The following is a 22,274-nucleotide window of genomic DNA, read 5'->3' as shown; positions in this document are numbered from 1 at the left end:
CGCATTTCCGACCGGCCGGAGGCCTGCGAATAGGCGGCACGAAGCCGGAGCTTCGCGCCATTGTTGTTTATTTTCCGCCGCTGGTCTTGGTCAGCGGTACCTGCGTGGTGGTCCGCAGATACGCGATCAGCTCTGTGACTTCCTTCTCGGAAAGGTTATCCAGCAAGCCGGTCGGCATCATCGATGACGGCGTGACCTCGCGGGTTTGAATGTCGGATTTATTGATCAGAACAGCATCCTGCCCCACAATGCGAAGTGTCACCTGTCTATCGGTTTCCTTGGCAATATTACCTACGTAAGTGCGACCGTCACGGGTGGTGATGACGACCATTTTGTAGTCGTCCTGGATTTCACCGCTGGGGTCGAGGATATTGCCAAGGAGATAGTCGAGGTTGGCGCGGTTGGAGCCCGTGAGCTCGGGGCCAATGATACCGCCTTCGCCGTACAGCTTGTGACAGGGCGCACAGGTACGCTGGAACACGAGGCGCCCCTGGGTTTTGCTGGCGTCGGCTACGGCTTTGTCGGTGAGCAGGGTGCGGTATTTTTTGTAGGCCTTTTCATCGAATGCGACATGATCTATCGGCCCCCATACTTCCACAAAGCCGCTGCCGACAACCCGTCGAAGCTGACGGGCAACGTAGGTAGGTACATCCTTTTTAGGGATTACATTCTTCGAAATGGCTTGCGTAAGGAGCCAGCCTGATTTCGGGCGGGAAGCAAGAGTTTGGACGGCTTCGGATTTCTCCTGCGCATTGAATTTCGGATAGGCGTCTATGAGTTGCTTTGCCAATGGTTCGCTGTCGTAACCGGCTACGGCACGGATTGCTTCCAGGCGCAATGCATTGTCATTCAGCAATGCGGGGAGCTCCGTCGCAAGCTCGGAGCGCTGGCGTACCGCGAGAGATTGCAGAGCCTTCTTGCGTTCCGATAACGAGGCAGATTTGTTTTTCAATGTCGCCAAAGCAATTTTCGCCGATTCGGTGTCGCCGAAGTGACGACCAAGATCCGCGGCAAGCTGAGCGGTGGGTTTATCCGCCTGCTTCAATTTGGCGTAGGCCATATTCCAGTTTTCTGGTGTTTTAATGTCGGTTCTCCCTTCGAGACCGTCACGCATACCGGTCAGAATGTCGACCCGGTTGGCGGTTGACTTAGCGACGGTTGCTAACAATGCATTGCTCTGATCGGCATCTACCAATCTTCTCGCAATAAACTGGGTTACCATCGGTACCTTGCTCCCAGCAGCCAGTTCCAATGCTTTTGCCGCATTATCCTTTACCAGGGGTTCAATCCCAAACCATATCATTTTAGGTAAATTATGGTCCTGCGAATCCTCGGCGTGTGCAAGCAAACCTTTGGTAATGCTCCATTTTGCGTTAGCATCCAGGCGTTGCAACGCAGACGCCAGGTAGAGCCGCACCACGGGCGACGGATCGCTTACCGCCATTTGCGCAAACTGATGAAGGACTTCCATTCCCGGCTGCACATCCTCACACAAAAACTGGATCGCCCAGGCGCGTATATGAGCGTCCCCGTCCGACAATGCCTGTTTTAATGTACCATTATCCAGATTATCAGTCACTTTCAAAGCCCACAGGGCACGAAGGCGGTTGTCGGCGTTGTCCCTGGATTGATATAGTGTTTTCAATTTTGCCACCGCATCCTGAGAAATCTTACCTGTCGCGGCCCGACTTTGCAATATCACCCGGGCGCGGCGGGCGTGCCATTCGCTTTTGCTGGTTTGCAATGCGGCAAGATCGGCGTCGCTGAGTTTGTTCAGGTCGTCGTAGCGGCCCTTCCAGTTTTCGGCGAGCGAATTTTTCGGCATAACCCTGAAAATCCGGCCGGTTTCGGAGTTGAGCACGTCCGAGCCGCAAATGTCGGCGTCGTGCCAGTCGAGAATGTACATGCCGCCTTCGGGCCCTATCTCCATGCTGAAACCGACCCATTGAGCGTTGTTGGCCATCAGGAAATCGTCGCTATGCTTACCCGAGAAGCCTGAGCCTTTCGGCACCAGCTGGTCGGAAAGAATGCCGTGTTCGTGGATATTGGCCATGAATATCTTGCCGCGCTCCGAAGCCGGAAATGCATCCGAAAGGTAAATGCGCGCTCCGCCGTGCGCCGAGCGGTGGCTGTGGTCGGCAATGGTTTTGATATCATTGTAAACATACGGATTGAAATGCTGCCCGCCCTGCCGGTGGTAAATCCCGCCCGGCACCACATGCCATAAATGCGGGATTACGCAAGCCGTGATGAACAGCTGGCCTTTTGCATCATAATCAATGCCCCAGGGATTGCTGAAACCATGAGCGACCACTTCGAATTTCCGTTTTGTAGGATGGTACCGCCACACGCCGCCATTGATATCGACGCCGTCCTCGACCTCGATGTTCTCCGGAAATGCATCGTTATGCCGGTATAATTTACCTTTCCCAACCGGCTTGCCCACTTTGGAAGGCGTTGCAAATCCCTGCAAGCCATATAACCAGCCATCCGGGCCCCAATGGAAACTGTTGAGCGTCTCATGACGGTCGCGGATGCCCCAGCCCGTAAGGCGCACTTCGATATCGTCGACATCTGCCTTGTCGTCGCCGTTTTTATCGGGCACAAATAGCAGGTTAGGCGGCGCGCCAACAAACACGCCACCAAAGCCAACCGCCAGTGCAGCCGGAAATGCGATGCCTTCCATGAATACCTTCTTGCTATCGGCCACGCCATCGTGATCGGTGTCTTCAAGGATCAGAATACGGCTCGTGCCGGCATTGGAAAACCCTTTCCCGCGCGATTCGTAGTCTTTGTTCTCGGCAATCCACATCCTTCCCCGATCGTCCCAGCAGAATGCCATCGGCTGGGTCATCATGGGTTCGGAAGCAAATGCATTGACCTGGTAACCCTCTTTGACCGTCATCGCGGCCACTGCCTCCTGCGCGCTTAGAAATTTAGCCTCCCTACCCTCCTTCTGAGCTAATGCCCAAAGAGCCGTAGTGTTATACTGGCCTGTATTACCAATGAATTCGCCGAATGTCTTGTTTAATTCCACATCCTTGAAATCACCGGTGTAAACGACCAGCTCGTGCTTGATGATCTCAGTTTCACCCTTCTTGATATGCCAATCGCCCTTACGTGCCCGCGCCGGACCTGCGCCCAGCTGCCCGTCCACGCGCCAGGTTTGCGGATATCCTTTATTTCCCGGATGGTCAAGAATCGCAATGTGTGCTAAATCGGTACGTCCTTCTACCTGCATTCCAATATCCACCCACATGGCAGCTTGCCCCTCCGCTTTTTCGTTCTTCTGGCGGGCCGCATTCATCACCGCGCCTTTAATGCCCTCTTTCCAGGGCATACGCACAAAAAGGCCGCCATAATCGTATTTGCCGATGGTCACGTCGGTTTGGGCCTCACCGTTCCATTCCAGGTCGAGGAGGTATTTACCGTCCTTCACGCGCATCGACCAGTTTTGTGTTTCGGTCAGTACGGCCTTTCCGGTAGAATCGAGCAGGTTGTAGACAGTCTGCCATTTCACTTCCGTGCCTTTTCCTTCGATCACACTCGCCGATACTTTTTTCCAGTAGCCATCGCTTGGGTGATGGAAATAGTCACGGCCGTTCACACGGGTATAACCCCAGTAAATGCCGGTCTGGTGCTTATGGTGCCCCGGACTGTATTCAGTGAGAACGCCTTTGCCGTCGGGGGCTACGAGCGGGTGCAGGTACGGACGAAAATCCGGTTTCGCATTCTGCGTCAGTATCGGCTTGGACTCGTTACCTCTGAAAATACTGATGGTTTCACCTTTGGCATCCTGCACGGCACGCAGCGGCGTATCAGCAGGAGTCGCCGCGTATTCGGTTGCGGGCCGGTGGAAATCATCTTCAAATCCAAATAATACAAAAACAAACAGCAGCGGTAGCAACCTGAGCAAGTTCATGAGCAGAAGTCCTGGGTTTAGGATTAAATACGGATGGAGTATGACCATCCCGATATGCGCAGATAAGTAAAAAGTACCCCGGAATTACTCAATATTTCATGTTCCTGCTTGTTTACTTCAATTTGATTAAAAGAAAATACCTAACTTGAGGGTAATACAACCCCCATCAACAGCCGCGCCATGACATCCCTGAAACTCTTCATTCTCTTCATTATGATCACCATGATGCAGCATCACGGTATCATTTACCGCACCGGCTCCTCGAAGCGTCCAACCCGGCAGCCCCGCGAAATTATGGAGGAACGCATTAAACCGAAACCCGCAAATATGCTGGGTACCTGGCGGATCTCCGGCGTGAGTATCACCGAGCAGGGAATCGTTCAACCCGATGGGCAACCTTTGAGACAATTCGAAGCGGGTAATAAACATAACATGCTGATCTCTTTCTTCCCCGACAGTACCTTCACACGGGTGGGAACCGCCGGCGAATACACAGCCGGAAAATGGGATTTCGACACCGTCGCCCACACCATTTTTCTCACTTCGAACCGCAAGACGGAGGAAGTCGGCGTCTTCTTTTCCTATGCAGGTAATGGCATGCGGCTGATCAACTTCGAGATCTCCCCAAGTGAAAGTGTTTCACTGATCGAATACGGCCATAAGCTTCTCCGTTTCCAGGATGATCCTTACTTTGAAAAAAACAACTGGTGGCGCATCAAACCCGTGAAATCGGAAAGTGAAGGGCAAATCCGCGCCAGGCTGCTCAACTATTTATCACACACGGCATCGATCCTCAGCAGCGCCCAGGTCAGGGAGCAGGATTATATCTCCATGGAGTTTTCCCCGGGCATTGTGAAGCTTTATAATGTCGGGGTCGGTGTGGTCAAAAAAGATAAAATCCCAGCCACCTGGCTGGGATCATTCTACTCGGTCGAAGAGGCGCACAAGGCCTATGATATGTTTGAGGATTACCTGTTTACTGCGAAACACAAGAAATATCAAAGCGGAAACTGGGTGCGGGATGATCATCATATCCTCGTCGATATTCATAATGGCATGAAGCAAAAATAGCAGCGGCGCCCAGGTGCCGCTGGCGCGAAGCTAAGGCTTCGTGTATACCATTCGCAGGCCTCCGGCCGGTCGATACCGTGCGATGATCGCTTTTTCGGTACTGACCGGCCGGAGGCCTGCGAATAAGTGAGTTCGAAGCAAGAGCTTCGCACCATTCCTTACAAAATATAAAACTTCTCGGGCTGGAAAGCCTGCGGTACGTGCTTGTCCCGCATCATTTGCTTCAAATCGCGCTCGATATTCCTCGAGATCGACAATACAGGCGTGTCGGTCGGCTTGTTCTCGAATGGATCCTGCAAATGGATCGCCATTTTTTCGATCAGGAAGAAACACGCCGTAATCACCACCAGCACCGGCACCATCAGGAAACCGAAAAGCTGCACGAGCCCGAACGGTAACAGAAGGATGAAGAAGTGTAATGCCAGATGAATGTAAAGACTGTAAGTCGACGGGAACACGGTATTCTTGATCCGCTCCGACTTACCCATATGATCGCACAAGCGCGTGAGCGTCTGATCGAGCTCCACCTGTTGGTACGGGTTTACCCAGCCCTGCTTCAACGCATTATTCAGGTCACGTGCATGCAGCTGCACGAGGCCAACGTGCTTGTTATCAAAGTCTTTGAGATATTCCAACTCTTCCTCGGACACGAACTTGCTCACCATCGGCATGGGATCGTCGCGGCGCAAGCCCTTACCCAACGCATAACACCAGGCGATCTGGCGTTTGATCATCCGCTTCTTGAAACCGTCGATCCGGTCCGGGTCCAGCGGATCCTCCATTAATGAAAGTATCTGCCGCGCGAATGTCCGGGAGTCGTTCACGATAGCCCCCCACACGATCCGGGCCTCCCACCAGCGGTCGTAGGCCTGGTTGGAACGGAACGCCAGCAGGAGCGAGATAATCGTCCCGAGTACACTGTGTACCGTCATCGGGATCGAGATATTGGTAATATGAAAGTTCTGATAAATGACCTCGATAGCAATACCGTAGATCGTCACGAACAGGATTTCATATTTAATTTTACCAAATATATAGCCTATGGGGATATTCTTTTTGAGAAGCATAATTCGCTGTTATTTACCTTTTTCACAATCTCATTGTCAAATCAGAGTACCCTACCGGTAGCTGTCGGCCAGCGACGAAATCCGTACCATATCGGTGTTGATCATCGGATAGCCTGTCTTTTTCAGGACCGGCAACGCGTCCAGACTGCTCCGGGTGAGCTTCGGAATGCCGTACTGCTCGGAGTAAGCGATATAGTCGGTCTCGTAGTATTCCAGGAAATTTTTCAGAAGTGCGAGCTTGTTGCCGTAGAAGAAGTCGATCTTGATGCTGGCCAAATCCGAATAGGTATCTTTGAGCATCCTGCATTCCTGCCAGAACTCCTCCGGAACGAGTTCATATTCTTTTTCCCGATAGGTGGAAAAGAGCAGGTCCTGGATGTCGTCGGCCACGTGGAAAAGGTGTGTGAAGACCACGCGCACCTCGTCGCGGATATCTCTCACAATGGCCTCGGCGATCTGAATGCCTTCATTTGTAAAGTCCGTTGGTATCACCACTGTTCTCATATAAATGCCGTCTTTTTAAGTTAACAATGCGTTGATAATCAATCAACAATACAATGTTACGGCCGAGACATTAGCCCTGTTTAAGAGCTGCATTATAATGTAGTGAGAGACTTATTAGAATGAAGTAAGAATATTAAAATGAGATAAGAGTATTCAAAAATACTTGAAAGGCAGGTAGGTGGTGAAGCGCGTCCCTTCCCCCACGCGGCTCTGGACATCAGCCTTACCCTGATGCATCCGTATGATATTGTGCGTCAGCGGCAAGCCGATCCCGTAACCTTTATAACGGGCTGTGTTGGAGGCCCGGAAAAACGGCACGAAGATCTGCCCTATTTCACGGTCGGGAATGCCAATGCCCTGGTCGGTGATCTCCACAATCACGTATTTGCTGTCGGCGCTGATCTTAACGGTGACAGGCTTGTTGTCGGAGTACTTGCAGCTGTTGAGCACGATATTGGAAAAAGCGGCTTTCAGCAATGCCAGGTTTCCGTTCACGGTGAGCTTGCCTTCGTCGTCGGGCAGATTGTCGAAATCAATCGCCACCTGATTTTCAGGAATGATGCGGTCGGCGGCTTCTTTCACCGAAAGAATCAGTTCGTCGATCCGGACCTCTTCCCATTGCTCTTTCTTCCCGTCAAAACCGGTCTGAGCGAGGCTGAGCATACTGTTGGTCAGGTGTTCGAGCTTTTCGACCTCCTTATAAATATTCAAAAACGACTCCTTGGCGGCATCGGACAAACCGGGTATCGACATGCCCAGTTCGGCCTCTCCGCTCACGACCGTCAAAGGCGTCCGGAATTCGTGCGAGGCGTTGCTGACGAAGTTGTTCTGCATTTCAAAAGTCACTTCGAGCCTGTCGAGCATATCATTAAAGGTCCTTGAAAGCGCTTCGACGTCGTCGTCGGTAGGCTCTACGACAAGCCGCTGATGCAGGTTATGGGCATTAATACCCTTCACATTGCGGATAATTCGGCGGATCGGCTTGAAGATTTCATTAGAAAACAGCTTCCCGAATGTGAACACAAAAACCATCGCGATGAAAAAGCCGATCAGCAGCAGGTTTTTCAGGTTATTCATTTCCTGCATTCCGTAAGTATCGAGCGCCGACGATACCACCATTACATGCCGGTTATCGCGCGCGACGCGAAGCACTACATAGGAGGTGTCGTGATTGAAAAACCTCGCCGGAATATTATTTTGGGCAGGTTCATAAAATGACGACGGCAGAGCGAGCCGCTTTTTGGTCGCTTCATCGGGCTGACCGGGTAAAATGCGGTGCTTCTCATAGGGCAAACTGCCAAGATGCCGCTCCTTGATATCGTAATAAATGGATGTGAGGGATTTGTTTTCCTGCAAAGCCGCATGCCCCACAATATCCGACCGCACTTCGAGCCGGTGAAAAAAACTCGTAGCGATACTTTCAGAAGCGAAAAAATAGACGAATACGCTCAATGCCACGATAATGCCAGCCGACAATGCCGTAAAAATCAGAGCGATCTTATTTTGTATCTTCATACGACTGACGGACCACGTACCCCATCCCGAACACAGTGTGTATCAGTTTGATATCATGGTTTTTATCGATTTTTTTCCGGAGATAGTTGATATATACGTCCACGACATTCGTGCCCAGATTGAAGTTAATATCCCACACATTTTCCAGGATTTCCATTCGGTTCAAAACGCGGTTGGTATTGGATAGAAGGTATTCCAAAAGGCGGAATTCAGTGGCTGTCAGCTCGATCGGCTGCCCTCCGCGTTTAACCGTCTTCGTTACCTTATCGAGCACCAGATCGCCTAATGTCAGTATTTTATCGTTTTTCTCCTTTTCCGGCTCCTTGCCCCTGCGGATGAGCGTGCGCAACCTCGCTTCCAGTTCGGCCAGCTTGAAAGGCTTGGTCATATAGTCGTCCGCACCGGCATCAAGGCCCGACACGATATTTTCAGTCGTACCAAGGGCAGTCAGCATCAGGATCGGCGTGGTGACCTGCGCCTGGCGCGCGCGGCGGCACACCTCCATACCATTAATGATCGGGATCATCAGATCGAGAATAATGACATCAAACTGGTGTTGCAAAGCCATTTGCAGCCCCGATTGCCCATCCATAGCAATCGTAATCTCGTGGCCATTGGCGGTAAGGCTGCGCTGGATCAGGGATATCACATTAGGCTCATCTTCGACGAGCAAGAGCTTCATGGGTAGCTTGGAAAACGGCATTGCAATAGAGGTTTTAAAGTGTAAGGTATAAAAAAACCTCATGGCAATACATTTTTCCGACATTTCCGTGGTTGGTACCATTTCAATCCGCAGGGATTACTATTAAATTGTCAGTGTTTTCACTCGCAACGCTCCCATACCTTGGCTATTCTTCTACCACGCACCTCTAACGGACTCAAAATCTGCGCGAAATGCTTCGCCGCGTCCGTATTACTTATCTTTCTGGCTGCCTCCAACCTGTACGCCACCGATTTCAAAGTGGTGCTTACAGGCAACACAGCCGACTTTGAAAATCCTGCCGACATTTTTCCTATTATCGAAAATTACCTCGCCACCAAACCGGGGCCGATGCTGTGGGTGTTCAACGGCGACGCATTTCCAGAACAGATGACGATCGAACAGGTCGCCGAATGGAAAAGGAAGGCCAATGGCTTACTCGACCGCAACCCGGAGCTGCATATGCTGCTCAACCAGGGCGACCGCGAATGGCTCGATTCGGGCAAGGAGGGATGGAAAAGGGTCATGGCATTGGAAAAGGCGCTCGACCGCGAAAAGCACCAGCGTTTTCAATTATTTCTGGGCCACGGTTGCCCCGGGCCATGGACGGTCTCTTTCCCGATGCTCGAAGTCGTCGTGGTCAACTCCCAGTGGTGGAACCATCCGCATGATAAGCCCAAACCCTCCTCCGACGCCTGCACTATTGCCGACACCGACAATTTCGTAGAAGAGCTGGAAGGTATTCTCGATGAAACGACCGATAAAAACGTACTCGTAATCTCCCATTTTCCGGTTGAATCGCTGGGAAATTATGGCGGGAGGTTTTCAGCAGCATCCTATTTTTCTCCTCCGCTGATAGGCAATGCGTTGGTTGGTTTCCGGCAGAACATCGGCACCGATCGCGACATTTCAAACGCCAATCTCGGCGTGTACCGCTACAAAGTGAATGGCGTGTTGCAGGATTACAGCTCGGTGATCCTTGCCTCCGGGCATGAACGCAACCAGTCGGTTGTGCAGAAAGACAACAATTTCTTCATTAACAGCGGCGGGGTCGCAGGCGGCTCGTTCATTGCGCATAGCAACAAAGCCGCATTAACCTCCTCGTCAGCCGGTTTTGTTGAAATAACCTATTCTTCAAATGGCCGGGTAGCCTATCAACACTGGCTGGTGAATGGCGTCCAGGTTTCGAAAAAAGAAGCCGGCCCGATTTTCGCGTCTGCCTGCGAAAATGCAAGCAAAGGCACTGCCAACGCACTTTTCCAGCCGTGCAACCCGGTGATCAAGCCTTCCGACAAAATGGATACGCCGCGCCCTGAGCCAGCCACCGTTGCCGCGGGCAGCGAATATGCCAGCAAGCGCTTCAAGGAAAAATGGTTCGGAAAACACTACCGCGACTCCTGGACGACACCTGTTAATGTCCCTTATCTGGATATGGACACGACCTTCGGCGGACTGGTCATCGCCGGAAAAGGCGGCGGCAGGCAAACAACCTCCCTGAAACTCGTGGCGGGTAATGGAAAAGAATATGTGTTCCGCTCGGTGGATAAGGACCCCTTCCGCGCGCTTGCGTATGAGCTGCGCGGGACCGTCGTTTCGCAAGTGCTCAAAGACCAAACCTCCACCCAGCAACCCTATGGCGCCATGGCGGTAGCGCCGCTGCTCGACAGGATCGGAATCCTGCATGCCAGTCCTGAACTGTTTGTACTACCCAAAGACAATAAATTGGGTGCATTCAAAGAACAATACGGCAACCTTTTCGGCATGCTGGAAGAGCGACCGACCGATAAAATCGCCAAACCGAAAGTGTTTGCGGGCGCCAAAGACATTGAAAAGAGCTTCAAACTCTTCAACAAACTCTACCACGACCACGACAATCGCGTCGACAAGGCCGAATTCGCCCGGGCACGCATGTTCGACCTCTGGATCGGCGATTGGAGCAAGCACGAAGACAATTGGAAATGGGCAGGCTACAAAACCGATGGCGGGGAGCTCTATCGCCCCATCCCCCGCGACCGCGACCATGCATTCTCCCGCTGGGATGGTATTATCCCCTGGCTCGCCGACCGCGAATGGGGCATGCCTAACGGCGAAAACTTCGCCGAACGCATTCACGGGCTCCGCAGCCTCATGTGGCAAGCCCGCCACCTCGACCGCTTCGTGGGCAGCGAGCTGACCAAAGCGGATTGGATAAAAGCCGCCGCAGAAATCCAGAACGCCATTCAGCAACAGGATATTACCGCAGCAGTGCACAACATGCCCTCCGAGATTTATGAGAAGGATGGCCGCGAAATCGAGCGAAAACTGAAAGCACGCATCGGCGACCTTCAAAGGTATGCGGGCGAGTATTACGCATTGCTGGCGAGGGAAGTGGATGTCGTAGGATCCAACAAGGCGGAATATTTCAAGGTAATGCGCGAAAAGAACGGGCAGGTAACGGTGACTGTCTTCGACGTTTTCAAACAAAGCCAGCAGGCGGACACTTCGAAAACCTACTACCATCGCGTTTTCGACCCAGTGGAAACCCGGGAAATCAGACTGAATGGACTTGGTGGAGACGATGTTTTCGACATTCAAGGAAAATCCGACCAGTCGATTCTCGTCCGCATTATTAGCGGAAGCGGCGACGATTACATTTCCGACAGGTCGGAAGTGGGTAAAGGCGGCAAACAAACGCTCATCTATGAAAAAGATCCCAACCCGCACCATGAGCTTGGTACGGAAGCACGAGAGGTGAAGCCCGTTGATGAGCGTTATTACGAATACGACCGTAATGCATTCAAATACAACACCTATCTGCCCATTGCATTGCTTACTTACAACCCGTTCGTAGGCTTCGCCGTCCATGGCGGCGTTACTTTCACCCGTCAACGTTTCGGCAAGCCCGACTTCGCCGCGAAGCATTCACTCAGCGCGTCGGTCAGCGTGAAAGGGAATTATGAGTTTAGTTACAACAACCAGTTCCGGCAGCTACTGGGTAAATGGGACGGCATTTCGCAGGTGACTCTCTCACGGCCGCTCAATTACAACTTTTTCTTCGGCGTAGGTAACGATACGCCCAAAAACAACGACCTGCCTTCCAACTACTACCGCACGCAATACAACTCGTTCGCCGTATCGGCCGGTTTGCTCCGACAGTTCTGGAAACAGAGCAAAATTGAAGTTACCGGAAGCTACGAGCTGGCCGAAGGCATTCGAAGAAACAACAGTTACCTGGCCGACCACCCGGATGTCTTCGGTGTGGAGCAGTTGCATTTGATATTCGCCAAAGGCATTCTCAACCTCGACTTCCGCGACCGAGCCGCATTGCCCGAGCGCGGCTTCCGCTTGCAACTTACCCAGCAGGCTGGCCACGTTTCACAATCCCGCAACGACCTGGCCTCTATCTCTGAACTTGAAATGGAGCAGTACTTGTCCAACCACAGCAAAAACCCGCTCACGCTCGGCCTCCGGTTAGGGGGCGGCATCGCCAAAGGCCAGCTGCCATTTTACAAACTCTTCTCGCTCGGCCAGCTCAACGATCTGCGCGGCTTCAAACGCAACCGCTTCACCGGAGAATCCAAGGGCTTTCTCAACACCGAACTGCGCTGGCAGCTCACCGAAACCCGGAATACCTTCGTTCCGCTAAAAATGGGCGTGCGGGCATTTTATGATTTGGGAAGGGTTTGGGCCAAAAACGACCCGGACAGCGCCAACTACTGGCACCAGGGATACGGCGGCGGCTTCTACATCACGCCATTCCGCGAGCAATTTGCATTCAATATCAGCGCCGGAACCTCCAACGAGGAGTCGCTTCTGCTAATGATCTCGATCGGCAGCTTTTTCAGATAATGATGGGGCGAACCTCCCGGTTCGCCCCGCTATTTCAAAGCCTCTGGCCGCATCAGGAACGCTTTCGTTTCCGATTCTCCATATAATCCTTCACCGCCTCTCGTGTAGTATACCAAACATTCCCTTCCTTGTAAGCATCGATCTTTCCCTGCCGCGCCAGCAGACTTACATACTCTTGCCCATAAGGCACTTCCGGCTCCTCCACAATGCGCACAATCGGCTCATATTCATACTCATACCCCGGCAATGCATTCAAATAGATATTCAAGCTCCGCTCCAAAGCCTGCGCCATCAAAACGCCGAGCTTCTGGTACGATCCCCTATTAGCCTGATTCAGGGCTTCATAGTATTTCTGCCTGTCGTTTTTAAGAATAATCGCCGGTGGAAACCCCGCACGCATCAGCAAGAGATTCATCGCGAGGCGTACCGTCCGCCCATTTCCATCAAAAAAGGGATGTATCCAAACCAACCGGTGGTGAAAAACCGTGGCTAACAGAATATCATTCAATCCAAGTGGGTTCTCATTCGTGAATCCGATGAGCTCATCGAGCAGATCCGGCACCTTTCGCGCATTGGGCGGCGTAAAATTCGCGCCGACAATACGCACCCCTGCATCGCGTATGCGCCCGGCAAAATCATCCTCGATAGACCGCAACACAAGCCCATGCAGCGAAAGAATATCTATACTCCGCATCGCATAATCGGGACTCACCAGGCCGTACAGGTATTGGATGGCCTTCTCGTGGTTATGCGCCTCAAAATGCTCCCGAAGCGATTTTCCGCTGATCGTAATACCTTCCTGCAACACCAGCTGCGTTTCCCGCAAACTAAGCGTGTTGCCCTCAATGCTATTGCTGTTATAGGTCCATTCCAATGCGAGTCCCTCCCGGATCTTCGCAAGTGCAGAAGCAGGAATGGGGCGACTGTTTTTGATCTGGTCGCGCTTTTCATACAGCCGGTCGAACACAGGCTGCATTGGGCGCAAATCGGTGAGGTCTACTTCAAACATCCCACTAATATCGGTTCTTTAATTTTTGATTCCTATCCGATATTAATTTTTCACCCACAAAAAAAGGGAGAAAAATTTCTCCCTTTTTAAAACCATCAATCAATCTTAACCGAACCCTATCAGGTTCAATCACTTACTTCGTAGTTACACTTTTCAATTGGAGGCCTACGATAGCGGCTTTCTGAGCTGCGCTATAATTGGTGTCAGGCGTATTTTTCACTTTTTGCGGTGCCGGGCTATCCAGAACGGGTGCCGAAGCAGGCAATGTGTTGTTAACAACTGCTACTTTGGTTTTTTCTTCAACTGTATATGTAGAATTGTTGTTGGCATAAGCTGCGCTAGTGATTGCTACCAAAGCAACGGCTAGCAGGTTTTTTGCATTTTTCATTGGTAATAGTGTTTTGTGTTTTTCTTGTGTTCTCAATCGTATTTCGAGTACAAATATAATACAATATTCCGAAAACAAACGTCCAGCGTACTTCACAACAAAATAGTACAACGCCTCTATATGGCAAAAAGCAGGAGAAAAGAAGCAAACTTGATATAACTATTCAAAGATTCAAAAATCAAAAATTGCGAAATTTCCATTTTCTTCACCCCATAAGATTTCGTACCGCCGAGCCCTTATGTTACCTTATTGTTAAGCACTATTAAACACTTCTATTTTATTCTAAACCAGGACCCTAAAACCAAATTATATTTGGAGTGGATTCTACCAATACCCAAAATCACCGAACTTTTACGCCGCGTAAATCAAAAACCGCGAAATTTTTTTGAAAATTTTTTTAAAAATTTTTCGTCAGACTGATTATTCGGTCAAAATTCGACGTTCACGACCATTTTCATCGGTTGATGGGCAGGTAAATCGGGCCCGGTGCGGCGCGAAGTCTGGACAAAAATGACCATCTTTGCACCCCCTGAAAAGGAACGACAACAGACACGCCGGTCATAAAGAAAGCGGCCGAGGAAAGGAATCTATGAAAGTTTGCATTGCAGAAAAGCCCAGCGTAGCCAAAGATATTGCAGCAGTGATCGGCGCCGGCCAGCGCCGCGACGGCTATTACGAGGGTAACGGCTATCAGGTAACCTGGACTTTCGGCCATTTCTGCACCTTAAAAGAGCCACACGACTATACCGAACGATGGAAATCCTGGCGGTTGGAAGACCTTCCTATGATCCCTTCCAGTTTCGGAATCAAGCTGATCGACAATGAAGGTGCCATGCGGCAGTTCGGCGTGATCGAAAACCTGGTGCGCAACTGTGAAGAGGTGATCAACTGCGGTGATGCGGGCCAGGAAGGCGAGCTGATCCAGCGCTGGGTGCTGCTGAAAGCGAAATGTGCGGTGCCTGTCAAGCGGCTCTGGATTTCATCGCTCACCGAACAAGCTATCCGCGAGGGCTTCGACAAACTCCGCGAAGGCAGCCAATACGACAACCTTTACGCCGCGGGCAGCGCGCGCGCAATCGGCGACTGGCTGCTGGGCATGAATGCAACCCGCCTTTTTACCAAGAAATTCGGGGGCGGAAAAGCCGTGCTGTCTATCGGGCGCGTGCAGACCCCCACCCTCGCGCTGATCGTGCAGCGGCAAAAGGAAATCGACGCATTTGTTTCGGAAGAATACTGGGAACTGAAAACGATCTACCGCGAAACCGAGTTTACGGCGACGATCGACCGCATTAAGAACGTCGAAAAAGCCAATAAAGGCCTCGCCTACCTGCAACAGCATGACTTTGAAGTAACTGCATTTGAAAAAAAGGAAGGCAAAGAGGGCAATCCGAGGCTTTTCGACCTCACTTCCTTACAAGTTGAGGCCAATAAAAAATATGGTTACTCGGCAGAGGATACTTTGAAACACATTCAAAACCTCTACGAAAAGAAGTTTGTAACTTACCCACGGGTTGATACCACCTATCTGTCGGAAGATTTGCACCCGAAAGTAGAGGGTATCCTTCGCGAGCTGACCTATTACAGCCAGTACACGGCTCCGCTGCTGGCCAGCTTACCGATCCCCAAATCGAAGAACGTTTTCGACGATAAGAAGGTAACCGATCACCACGCCATTATCCCGACGGGCGTGCTGCCTGTGCATATCGGCCAGGACGAAAAGCGCATTTACGATCTGATTGCCAGACGTTTTATCGCCGTTTTCTATCCCGAATGCAAGGTATCCAACACCACCGTGCTAGGCATGGTTGGGCAGGTGGAATTTAAAGCCACGGGCAAGCAAATCCTCGAACTGGGCTGGCGGGAATTGTATGTGAACGACAATGCCGCCAAAAAAGAAGCCGAAGAGGAAAAAGTAATGCCGATTTTCGAAGTAGGCGAACGCGGCCCGCACGAGCCGCGCGTGCATCAGGGTAAAACTTCCCCTCCCAAAGCATATACGGAGGCAACGTTGCTACGCGCCATGGAGACTGCCGGAAAACAGGTCGAAGACGAGGAGATGCGGGAGCTCATGAAGGACAACGGCATCGGCCGCCCTTCGACACGTGCCAACATCATCGAGACGCTCTTCAAGCGCAAGTACATCGAGAAAAAGAAGAAGAATGTATTTGCCACGCAAACCGGCATCGACCTGATTGATACCATTCAAAATGAGCTGCTCAAAAGCGCCGAGCTCACCGGGCATTGGGAACGCAAGCTCCGTTTGATCGAAAAGGGCGAATACGCAATGGATACTTTCAAACAGGAGCTGATTGAAATGGTAGTGAAGCTCACGCACGAGGTAAAGAATGAACGTGCGCGATCGATTACCATCATCGAAGAAGCGCCGGTAGTTGCAGAGAAAGAGGAAAAGCCCAAAAAAGAACGCAAACCGCGCGAGCCGAAAGAAGACGTTTCGATTGAAACCCTTAATTGCCCCAAATGCAAGGAGCACCTTCTAAAGAAAGGCAAAACCGCCTACGGATGCAGTAATTTCCAGGCTTGTGGTTTTAAGATACCTTTTGAATTTTTAGGTAAAAAACTGACGGATAAGCACATTTTCGACCTGCTAAGCAAAGGTAAAACCACCAAAATCAAAGGCCTCCAGATCCCCGGCAGCCCCGACCCGATCGACGCGCGGCTCGTAATGAATGGCGACTTCAATTTTGAAGTCGGGTAGCGCTACATCGGGCTGTTGGTCGTCTCCACATAAGGTAAATGAAAAGTGATGCCCGAAATCTGGCACAACGCCAGAAATTCGGATAGTGTAGGCATCACTCCTTTATTCAGTATCCTGTCTGACGATTTCCGGGGGATCCCAGCCTCTTCGAGCGCGTCTGTGAGGTTAATCCCCTTCACTTTTACAATCTCCTTGATATCGTCGACCAATTCCCTGGCACGGGCCTCAAATACTGTCGTTTCCATTTGTTGATGATGTTTGGTTTTAGTCTGAAAAGAACAAAATCGTGCCAAAGTTTTCGGGCCAACAGTCTTCTCTCAACCTGGCGTGACATTTGCTTTGTGAAAAATGAGTATGCCACACATCCCCGCTTCCTTGAATGAAAAGCGACATTCGACAGTTTGTTATGCAGTGACCTTTAACTACAAATCAATATGAGTGACTATCATCAACACGCCGGTACATTCAGAATTGGCGGAGAAATAGAGATCAACCGGCTGGGCTACGGCGGGATGCAGCTCACCGGCCAGGGAGTTTGGGGCGACGCGCCCGACCGCGACAATGCGAAGAAGGTGCTCCGCGCCGCTGTTGAGGCAGGTGTCAATTTTATCGATACCGCCGACTCCTACGGGCCGCATACCAACGAAACGCTCATCGCCGACGCGCTTTCTCCTTATCCCAAAGACCTGCTCATTGCCACCAAAGGCGGCTTTGAGCGCACCGGCCCGAACCAGTGGCGCGTCAATGGCCACCCGGAGCATATCCGGCAGGCCATTGACGGAAGCCTTAAAAGATTGAAAAAAGATGTGATCGACCTGTGGCAACTGCACCGCGTCGACTCGCGCTTCCCGGTTGAAGAAACGCTTGGCCCGGTGGTGGACGCAGTGAAAGCGGGAAAAATCCGGTACGTCGGATTATCGGAAGTGGATGTGAATCAGGTTAAACAGGCGGAGAAGACAATACCGATCGTCTCGGTTCAAAACCTGTATAACCTGGGTAACCGGCGGTGGGAAGATGTGCTGGATTACACCCTGGCACGCGGAATGGCTTTCATTCCCTGGTACCCGCTCGCGTCGGGACCCGAGAAATTGAAGCACAAGATTTCGGGTATCGCAGAGAAACACCAAGCTACCACGGCGCAGATCGCATTGGCCTGGCTGCTGCAACGCGCCCCGAATATCCTGCTGATCCCCGGCACGAGCTCGCTCAAACATTTGGAAGAAAACTTGCAGGGAGGGGACATCCGGTTATCCGAAGCAGATTTTAAAGCATTATCCTGATCATGAGCGACTATCAAAACAAAGTAGTGATCGTAACCGGTGCCGGAAACGGCATCGGCAGCGTGATAGCTACCCATTACGCCCGAAAAGGGGCAAGCGTAGCATTATGGGACCGCGACCCGAAGGGGCTTCGGATTGTTCAGGAAGCATTGGAAAAGGAAGGCTTCGTATCCAGTTCCCTGGTCATCGATTTAACCAATCCAGACGAAATCGTGACGGGTATCGAACAGGTGAAGACATCGTTCGGAAGAATAGACGTGCTGATTAACAATGCCGGTTTGGGCCGTACCCAATCTCCCTATGACCTTGCAGTGGATGACTGGGACTATGTATTGAACACCAACTTGCGGGGCAGTTTCCTGTGCGCACGCGAGGCCACGCGGGTCATGCGTACGCAAGGCCGGGGCGCAATCGTGAACATTGCGTCCACGCGCGCGCTGATGTCCGAGCCGAACACGGAGGCCTATGCAGCTTCGAAAGGCGGTATCCTGGCATTAACGCATGCGTTGGCGATCTCGCTCGGGCCCGACCACATTACAGTAAATGCGATCAGCCCCGGATGGATCGAAACGGGCGATTACAGCCAGTTGAAAGCTTCGGATCACGCTCAACATCCGGCTGGCCGAGTCGGGAAACCCGACGACATTGCAAGAGCATGCCTCTACCTGACCGACCCTGAAAACGATTTCATCACCGGCACGAACCTGATCATCGACGGCGGCATGACGCGCAAAATGATTTACGAGGAATAGCGGCTACTTTTCAATCTTTTTCAGCTCACTGTCCAGAAAGCTTTTAGGGAGCCATTTTGTCCCGATCATCACCCCTTCAATGGTTTTGGTATTACCTATATTTTCCAAAGGGTTGGCGGTAAGCAGCACCAGGTCGGACACGTTACCAGCCTTGATGGAACCTGAATTGGATTTATTCAGATAGCTCGCGACATTCACAGTGCCCGTTTTCAATGCCTCGTATGGCGTCAGTCCGGCGTCTACGAGGTATTTCAATTCATGGTGCGTCGCAAAACCGGGGACATTCAGTACCTGCGGTGCGTCGCAGCCGAGCATAAGCTGCACACCGCCCTTCTGACAAGCTAGGATGAGTTTACGACGGATATTTACAAATGCCTCCGCCCGTTCCTTGTTGAATTTGGGGTTATTGACATAACTGCTCTTCGCATTCAGCCAGTTCTCCTTCTCCCTGGCGGTCATGTACTTCCATTCCGGATCATTTTCATAAGCCGATGCCGGCAACGGCGAAAGCCAGCGCTCGGCAATGGCCTGCGTGGGTACTACCCGGATATTTTTGTCTTTCAAGCCCTGTATCAGCTTTGGAATGCGGGTTGTATCGGCCGCATAGGCGATCCACGTGCCGAAAAGGCCGGTTTCCTGCTCGGCCAGCGTATCGGTACCAGGCACGATAGCTTCCACAAACCCGTCGAGGTGATCGATGGAGGAATAGCCCGCGTCAATCGCGGCCCAGACACCGACGGCGAACGAAACGTGACCCACCATGCCAATCCCCAGCTCCTTCGAAGTTTTGGCAATGCCGGGGAAGGTCTCTTTTGTAAGGCCGGGAAGTAATTTCAGGTAATCGTAGCCTGCCGCTTTTTCTTCCTTCACCATTTCAATGCCCCGGGCGGCTGTTTTCACAGTTTGCCCGCTGAATGCCGGTCCGGTGGTGTAGAAATTCGGTCCCAGAACTTCCCCGCTCCGCACTTTCTCGCGCAGTTCGAGGTGTTTGGCATTGCCGAGCATGCCGCGGATGGTCGTAATGCCATTGGCGAGGTAGAGCGTCAGCACATCCTTCATCGGCCCGAAATCGTCGATCGCGGGCACGTGGGCATGCATTTCCGACCAGCCGGGTACGAGGTACTTCCCTTTGGCATCCACTACCAGTGCATTTCCCGCAGCTTTTACCTGACTGCCGATGGAAACAATTTTTCCGTTCCTGACCACCACTGTCTGATCCTTCAAAACCGTTTCACGGTCCATCGGAATCACATTCACCGATCGGAAGACAATATCACGGTCGACATTACTGACAGGTCCCTGCGCAAAGGCATTACCCATTAATCCGAAAATGAAAATCAGTCTGCGTATCATAGTCTGTGAAGTGTTTGGAAAGTGGTCAGGAACGGGATAGTTGCGTTAGCTCACCACCGAAACGTTCTGCGCGTTTTTCTGCGCTTTCAGGCACAATTCTGTCGCCAGGAAGCAATGCTCCTGCGACATGGCTGTTTCGGTGCGGTTAAGCACGTCGTCCACCAGCTGGCGGCCGTAGGGCAACTCCACCTGGCTGCAATCGACGTAGGTTGTTTCTTTGTTATTCACCACAAAAAGGTGGTTACCGCCTTCGCGGCCTCCGATATCGATATTCTTGCGGATCTCGATAAAGCCTTCGGTACCGAGCACGGTAAGGCGTCCGTCGCCCCAGGTTTTCAGCCCATCGGGGGTAAACCAGTCGACGCGGATGTAACCAGAGCCTCCATTGCCGCGTAGCATCGCATCTCCGAAATCCTCAAATTTGGGATACTGCGGATGATTGACGTTGCCTACCTGCGAGGCTACGACCTGTGCTTTGGTAGAATTGGTGAAGAATAGATACTGGTCAAACTGGTGCGAAGCAATGTCGCATATGATACCGCCGAAGCGCTTTTTGTCAAAAAACCATTCAGGACGCGTATTTGCGTTCATCCGGTGCGGGCCAAGGCCGATCGTTTGCACCACTTTGCCGATAATGCCCTGCTTGATCAGCTCACCTGCCTTCACAGTCGCGCGGTTTTCGAGGCGCTCGCTGTACATGATCGAGTAAATGCGCTTCGTTTCTTTCTGCACCTTACGCACCTCCGCAAGCTGTTCGAGTGTGGTAAGGCCCGGTTTATCCACCATATAATCCTTGCCTGCCTTCATCACACGTACGCCCAGCGGCCCGCGCTCGTCGGGTATGCCCGAGCTGAGTACAAGTTGAATCGATTTATCTTCGAGGATTTCGGCTTCCGATTTGGCCTGCTTGGCATTGGGATAACGCTTCGCAAATGCCGCGGTAAGATCCGGCTCTTTGGCAAAAAATGAAACCAGCTCGCCGCCGCCGCGCGTCACCGCCTCCACCTGTCCGTAAATATGGCCGTGGTTCATCCCGATCACCGCAAACTTGATTCGAGGGGGCATCGCAGGGATAAATGTCTGGCCGGGTTCGGCTACGACGGTCTTGATCGAACCGTACGCGTTGGGGGTCAGTTGCGGGAACATGGCCAGGCCGGCCGCTGAATAAAGCGAATTGCGCAGGAAGTCACGGCGATTGTCCTGTTGGTCTCTCATTGCTCGATTTGGAATGTAGTGAATACTTAGTAAAGCACATTTTTGGCAGATATAATGTGCTGGTGATATGGACAGTATTCTACGCCTTTCTCCCTGACAACCGCAATACCTGAATCGTCTATTTATTTCCTACTGAAATCCCAAAAGTAATGCGTGAATCGGTACGCTTGCGGCCGACTTCAACCACGCTTTCGTAGGAGTTCTCGAAGCTCGTGCGCAGTGTTACCCATTTGTTGAGCGGCATTTCGGCCGAAAGGATCGTATTCCATCGCAAGTTCGACAGGTCGTTCAGCGCCGGCTGGATGAAAGTGAGGTGGTTGAACCGGAATTTGTCCGACAAAAACGAGTGCTTACCCTTGATCCGAAACGAGTTACGGACGGTTGTCACCGTTGCTTTTTCAAAAAAGTTGGTCGATTCGTAAAGCAGCGCGTCGGTAAGGCTGAGGTCGTGGGACTTTGTTTTGATCACCCGGTACCCTATCCCCGCACCGGCCATTTGCCGCAAGTCGATGCGGCGTAGATTGCTCGTTTCCAATGCGGCAAGGCCGAAAACGTAAGTTTTTCGCTTTTTGAAAACATCCACAAAAAGGTCGACGTAACTGTCGCGCTCGGCGAGTACACCGTTTTGCTTTCCATAAGTAAATCTTGGATTGGTGGCGATATTGATCACCGGCCCGCTGAAAATCAGTTCGGCGCGGAGCACCATCAGACTGCGGTTGACATTCCCTCTTGTGAAATTGCCGTCACCAATGAGCCGGTATCGGATCGTGTCGATCAGCACCCGTGGCGGCAATGCAGCGGTGTCGGGTTTCGGAGCGGCAACCGAATCGGCCGGAATTACTTTCAAGGTGTCGGTTTTGACATCCTGCGCCCGTGCACAGGCGGATATCAGCGAGAATAGGACGACGGCAAGCGTGAAGAAACGGAAGCAGGTCAGATTTTTCATTAACGCAA

The 22,274-nt window shown here is 51.8% G+C and carries 16 protein-coding genes; 5 read left to right on the top strand and 11 right to left on the bottom strand.

All coding sequences use genetic code 11. From position 1 onward, the window contains the following. Positions 1 to 67: 67 nt before the first annotated feature. Positions 68 to 3,922, bottom strand: coding sequence for a PVC-type heme-binding CxxCH protein (locus CLV60_RS09675; protein WP_106595176.1), 3,855 nt, complete (start codon positions 3,920 to 3,922; stop codon positions 68 to 70). Positions 3,923 to 4,102: 180 nt separating this feature from the next. Here CLV60_RS09675 and CLV60_RS09670 point away from each other — a divergent pair, with 180 nt between their 5' ends. Then, positions 4,103 to 4,993, top strand: coding sequence for a hypothetical protein (locus CLV60_RS09670; protein ID WP_229210895.1), 891 nt, complete (start codon positions 4,103 to 4,105; stop codon positions 4,991 to 4,993). A gap of 158 nt (positions 4,994 to 5,151) precedes the next feature. On the opposite strand, the gene CLV60_RS09665 is transcribed toward CLV60_RS09670, so the two are convergent. From CLV60_RS09665 to CLV60_RS09650, 4 genes are all read right to left on the bottom strand, one after another. Then, complete coding sequence (locus CLV60_RS09665; protein WP_106595175.1) at positions 5,152 to 6,060, bottom strand: bestrophin family protein; 909 nt, start codon at positions 6,058 to 6,060, stop codon at positions 5,152 to 5,154. Between the two features lie 51 nt (positions 6,061 to 6,111). Continuing rightward, positions 6,112 to 6,564: a hypothetical protein gene (locus CLV60_RS09660; protein WP_106595174.1), complete on the bottom strand. Its 453-nt coding sequence runs from the start codon at positions 6,562 to 6,564 to the stop codon at positions 6,112 to 6,114. Between the two features lie 153 nt (positions 6,565 to 6,717). Next, positions 6,718 to 8,079 (bottom strand): HAMP domain-containing sensor histidine kinase, encoded by a 1,362-nt coding sequence (locus CLV60_RS09655; RefSeq protein WP_106595173.1) that lies wholly within the window; start codon positions 8,077 to 8,079, stop codon positions 6,718 to 6,720. Then, positions 8,063 to 8,761, bottom strand: a complete 699-nt coding sequence (locus tag CLV60_RS09650; RefSeq protein WP_106595447.1) for a response regulator transcription factor — start codon at positions 8,759 to 8,761, stop codon at positions 8,063 to 8,065. Before CLV60_RS09650 ends, CLV60_RS09655 begins: the two co-directional genes overlap by 17 nt. Before the next feature lie 162 nt (positions 8,762 to 8,923). On the opposite strand from CLV60_RS09650, the gene CLV60_RS09645 reads away from it, so the two are divergent. Then, a complete protein-coding gene (locus CLV60_RS09645) occupies positions 8,924 to 12,607 on the top strand; it encodes a BamA/TamA family outer membrane protein (RefSeq protein WP_229210894.1) in 3,684 nt (1,227 codons plus the stop codon). Positions 12,608 to 12,659: 52 nt separating this feature from the next. Here CLV60_RS09645 and CLV60_RS09640 read toward each other — a convergent pair whose 3' ends face one another. Together CLV60_RS09640 and CLV60_RS09635 are read right to left on the bottom strand one after the other, a co-directional pair. After that, entirely contained in the window at positions 12,660 to 13,616 is a 957-nt protein-coding gene (locus CLV60_RS09640; protein ID WP_106595172.1) for a Fic family protein, read from the bottom strand. Between the two features lie 133 nt (positions 13,617 to 13,749). Further along, entirely contained in the window at positions 13,750 to 14,004 is a 255-nt protein-coding gene (locus CLV60_RS09635; RefSeq protein WP_106595171.1) for a hypothetical protein, read from the bottom strand. A gap of 589 nt (positions 14,005 to 14,593) precedes the next feature. On the opposite strand from CLV60_RS09635, the gene CLV60_RS09630 reads away from it, so the two are divergent. Further along, entirely contained in the window at positions 14,594 to 16,720 is a 2,127-nt protein-coding gene (locus tag CLV60_RS09630; RefSeq protein ID WP_106595445.1) for a type IA DNA topoisomerase, read from the top strand. 2 nt (positions 16,721 to 16,722) lie between these two features. Here the strand turns inward: CLV60_RS09630 and CLV60_RS09625 are convergent, their stop codons facing one another. Then, the gene (locus CLV60_RS09625) at positions 16,723 to 16,965 is read right to left on the bottom strand and encodes a transcriptional regulator (RefSeq protein ID WP_106595170.1); all 243 of its coding nucleotides are present in this window, start codon (positions 16,963 to 16,965) and stop codon (positions 16,723 to 16,725) included. A 189-nt stretch (positions 16,966 to 17,154) separates the two neighbouring features. Here CLV60_RS09625 and CLV60_RS09620 point away from each other — a divergent pair, with 189 nt between their 5' ends. Together CLV60_RS09620 and CLV60_RS09615 are read left to right on the top strand one after the other, a co-directional pair. Continuing rightward, positions 17,155 to 18,000: an aldo/keto reductase gene (locus CLV60_RS09620; protein ID WP_106595169.1), complete on the top strand. Its 846-nt coding sequence runs from the start codon at positions 17,155 to 17,157 to the stop codon at positions 17,998 to 18,000. 2 nt (positions 18,001 to 18,002) lie between these two features. Beyond that, complete coding sequence (locus tag CLV60_RS09615; protein WP_106595168.1) at positions 18,003 to 18,752, top strand: SDR family NAD(P)-dependent oxidoreductase; 750 nt, start codon at positions 18,003 to 18,005, stop codon at positions 18,750 to 18,752. Between the two features lie 3 nt (positions 18,753 to 18,755). Here the strand turns inward: CLV60_RS09615 and CLV60_RS09610 are convergent, their stop codons facing one another. The 3 genes from CLV60_RS09610 to CLV60_RS09600 all read right to left on the bottom strand — a co-directional run bounded on the left by CLV60_RS09610 (position 18,756) and on the right by CLV60_RS09600 (position 22,266). Continuing rightward, entirely contained in the window at positions 18,756 to 20,105 is a 1,350-nt protein-coding gene (locus CLV60_RS09610; protein ID WP_106595167.1) for an amidohydrolase family protein, read from the bottom strand. 45 nt (positions 20,106 to 20,150) lie between these two features. Further along, complete coding sequence (locus tag CLV60_RS09605) at positions 20,151 to 21,320, bottom strand: Gfo/Idh/MocA family protein (protein WP_106595166.1); 1,170 nt, start codon at positions 21,318 to 21,320, stop codon at positions 20,151 to 20,153. A gap of 118 nt (positions 21,321 to 21,438) precedes the next feature. Next, on the bottom strand, positions 21,439 to 22,266 hold the full coding sequence (locus tag CLV60_RS09600; protein ID WP_106595165.1) for a DUF481 domain-containing protein: 828 nt from the start codon (positions 22,264 to 22,266) through the stop codon (positions 21,439 to 21,441). Positions 22,267 to 22,274: the final 8 nt, after the last annotated feature.

This window comes from Dyadobacter jiangsuensis (assembly GCF_003014695.1).
Classification (GTDB): domain Bacteria; phylum Bacteroidota; class Bacteroidia; order Cytophagales; family Spirosomataceae; genus Dyadobacter; species Dyadobacter jiangsuensis.
Note: the sequence above shows the minus strand (reverse complement) of the source record. Positions and strands in the feature narration are given on the sequence as shown.

Excerpts from the sequence above, each read along its gene's own strand:
- CLV60_RS09675 (WP_106595176.1), bottom strand. The coding sequence starts at position 3,922 with ATGAACTTGCTCAGGTTGCTACCGCTGCTGTTTGTTTTTGTATTATTT.
- CLV60_RS09670 (WP_229210895.1), top strand. The coding sequence starts at position 4,103 with ATGACATCCCTGAAACTCTTCATTCTCTTCATTATGATCACCATGATG.
- CLV60_RS09665 (WP_106595175.1), bottom strand. The coding sequence starts at position 6,060 with ATGCTTCTCAAAAAGAATATCCCCATAGGCTATATATTTGGTAAAATT.
- CLV60_RS09660 (WP_106595174.1), bottom strand. The coding sequence starts at position 6,564 with ATGAGAACAGTGGTGATACCAACGGACTTTACAAATGAAGGCATTCAG.
- CLV60_RS09655 (WP_106595173.1), bottom strand. The coding sequence starts at position 8,079 with ATGAAGATACAAAATAAGATCGCTCTGATTTTTACGGCATTGTCGGCT.
- CLV60_RS09650 (WP_106595447.1), bottom strand. The coding sequence starts at position 8,761 with ATGAAGCTCTTGCTCGTCGAAGATGAGCCTAATGTGATATCCCTGATC.
- CLV60_RS09640 (WP_106595172.1), bottom strand. The coding sequence starts at position 13,616 with ATGTTTGAAGTAGACCTCACCGATTTGCGCCCAATGCAGCCTGTGTTC.
- CLV60_RS09635 (WP_106595171.1), bottom strand. The coding sequence starts at position 14,004 with ATGAAAAATGCAAAAAACCTGCTAGCCGTTGCTTTGGTAGCAATCACT.
- CLV60_RS09630 (WP_106595445.1), top strand. The coding sequence starts at position 14,594 with ATGAAAGTTTGCATTGCAGAAAAGCCCAGCGTAGCCAAAGATATTGCA.
- CLV60_RS09625 (WP_106595170.1), bottom strand. The coding sequence starts at position 16,965 with ATGGAAACGACAGTATTTGAGGCCCGTGCCAGGGAATTGGTCGACGAT.
- CLV60_RS09620 (WP_106595169.1), top strand. The coding sequence starts at position 17,155 with ATGAGTGACTATCATCAACACGCCGGTACATTCAGAATTGGCGGAGAA.
- CLV60_RS09615 (WP_106595168.1), top strand. The coding sequence starts at position 18,003 with ATGAGCGACTATCAAAACAAAGTAGTGATCGTAACCGGTGCCGGAAAC.
- CLV60_RS09610 (WP_106595167.1), bottom strand. The coding sequence starts at position 20,105 with ATGATACGCAGACTGATTTTCATTTTCGGATTAATGGGTAATGCCTTT.
- CLV60_RS09605 (WP_106595166.1), bottom strand. The coding sequence starts at position 21,320 with ATGAGAGACCAACAGGACAATCGCCGTGACTTCCTGCGCAATTCGCTT.
- CLV60_RS09600 (WP_106595165.1), bottom strand. The coding sequence starts at position 22,266 with ATGAAAAATCTGACCTGCTTCCGTTTCTTCACGCTTGCCGTCGTCCTA.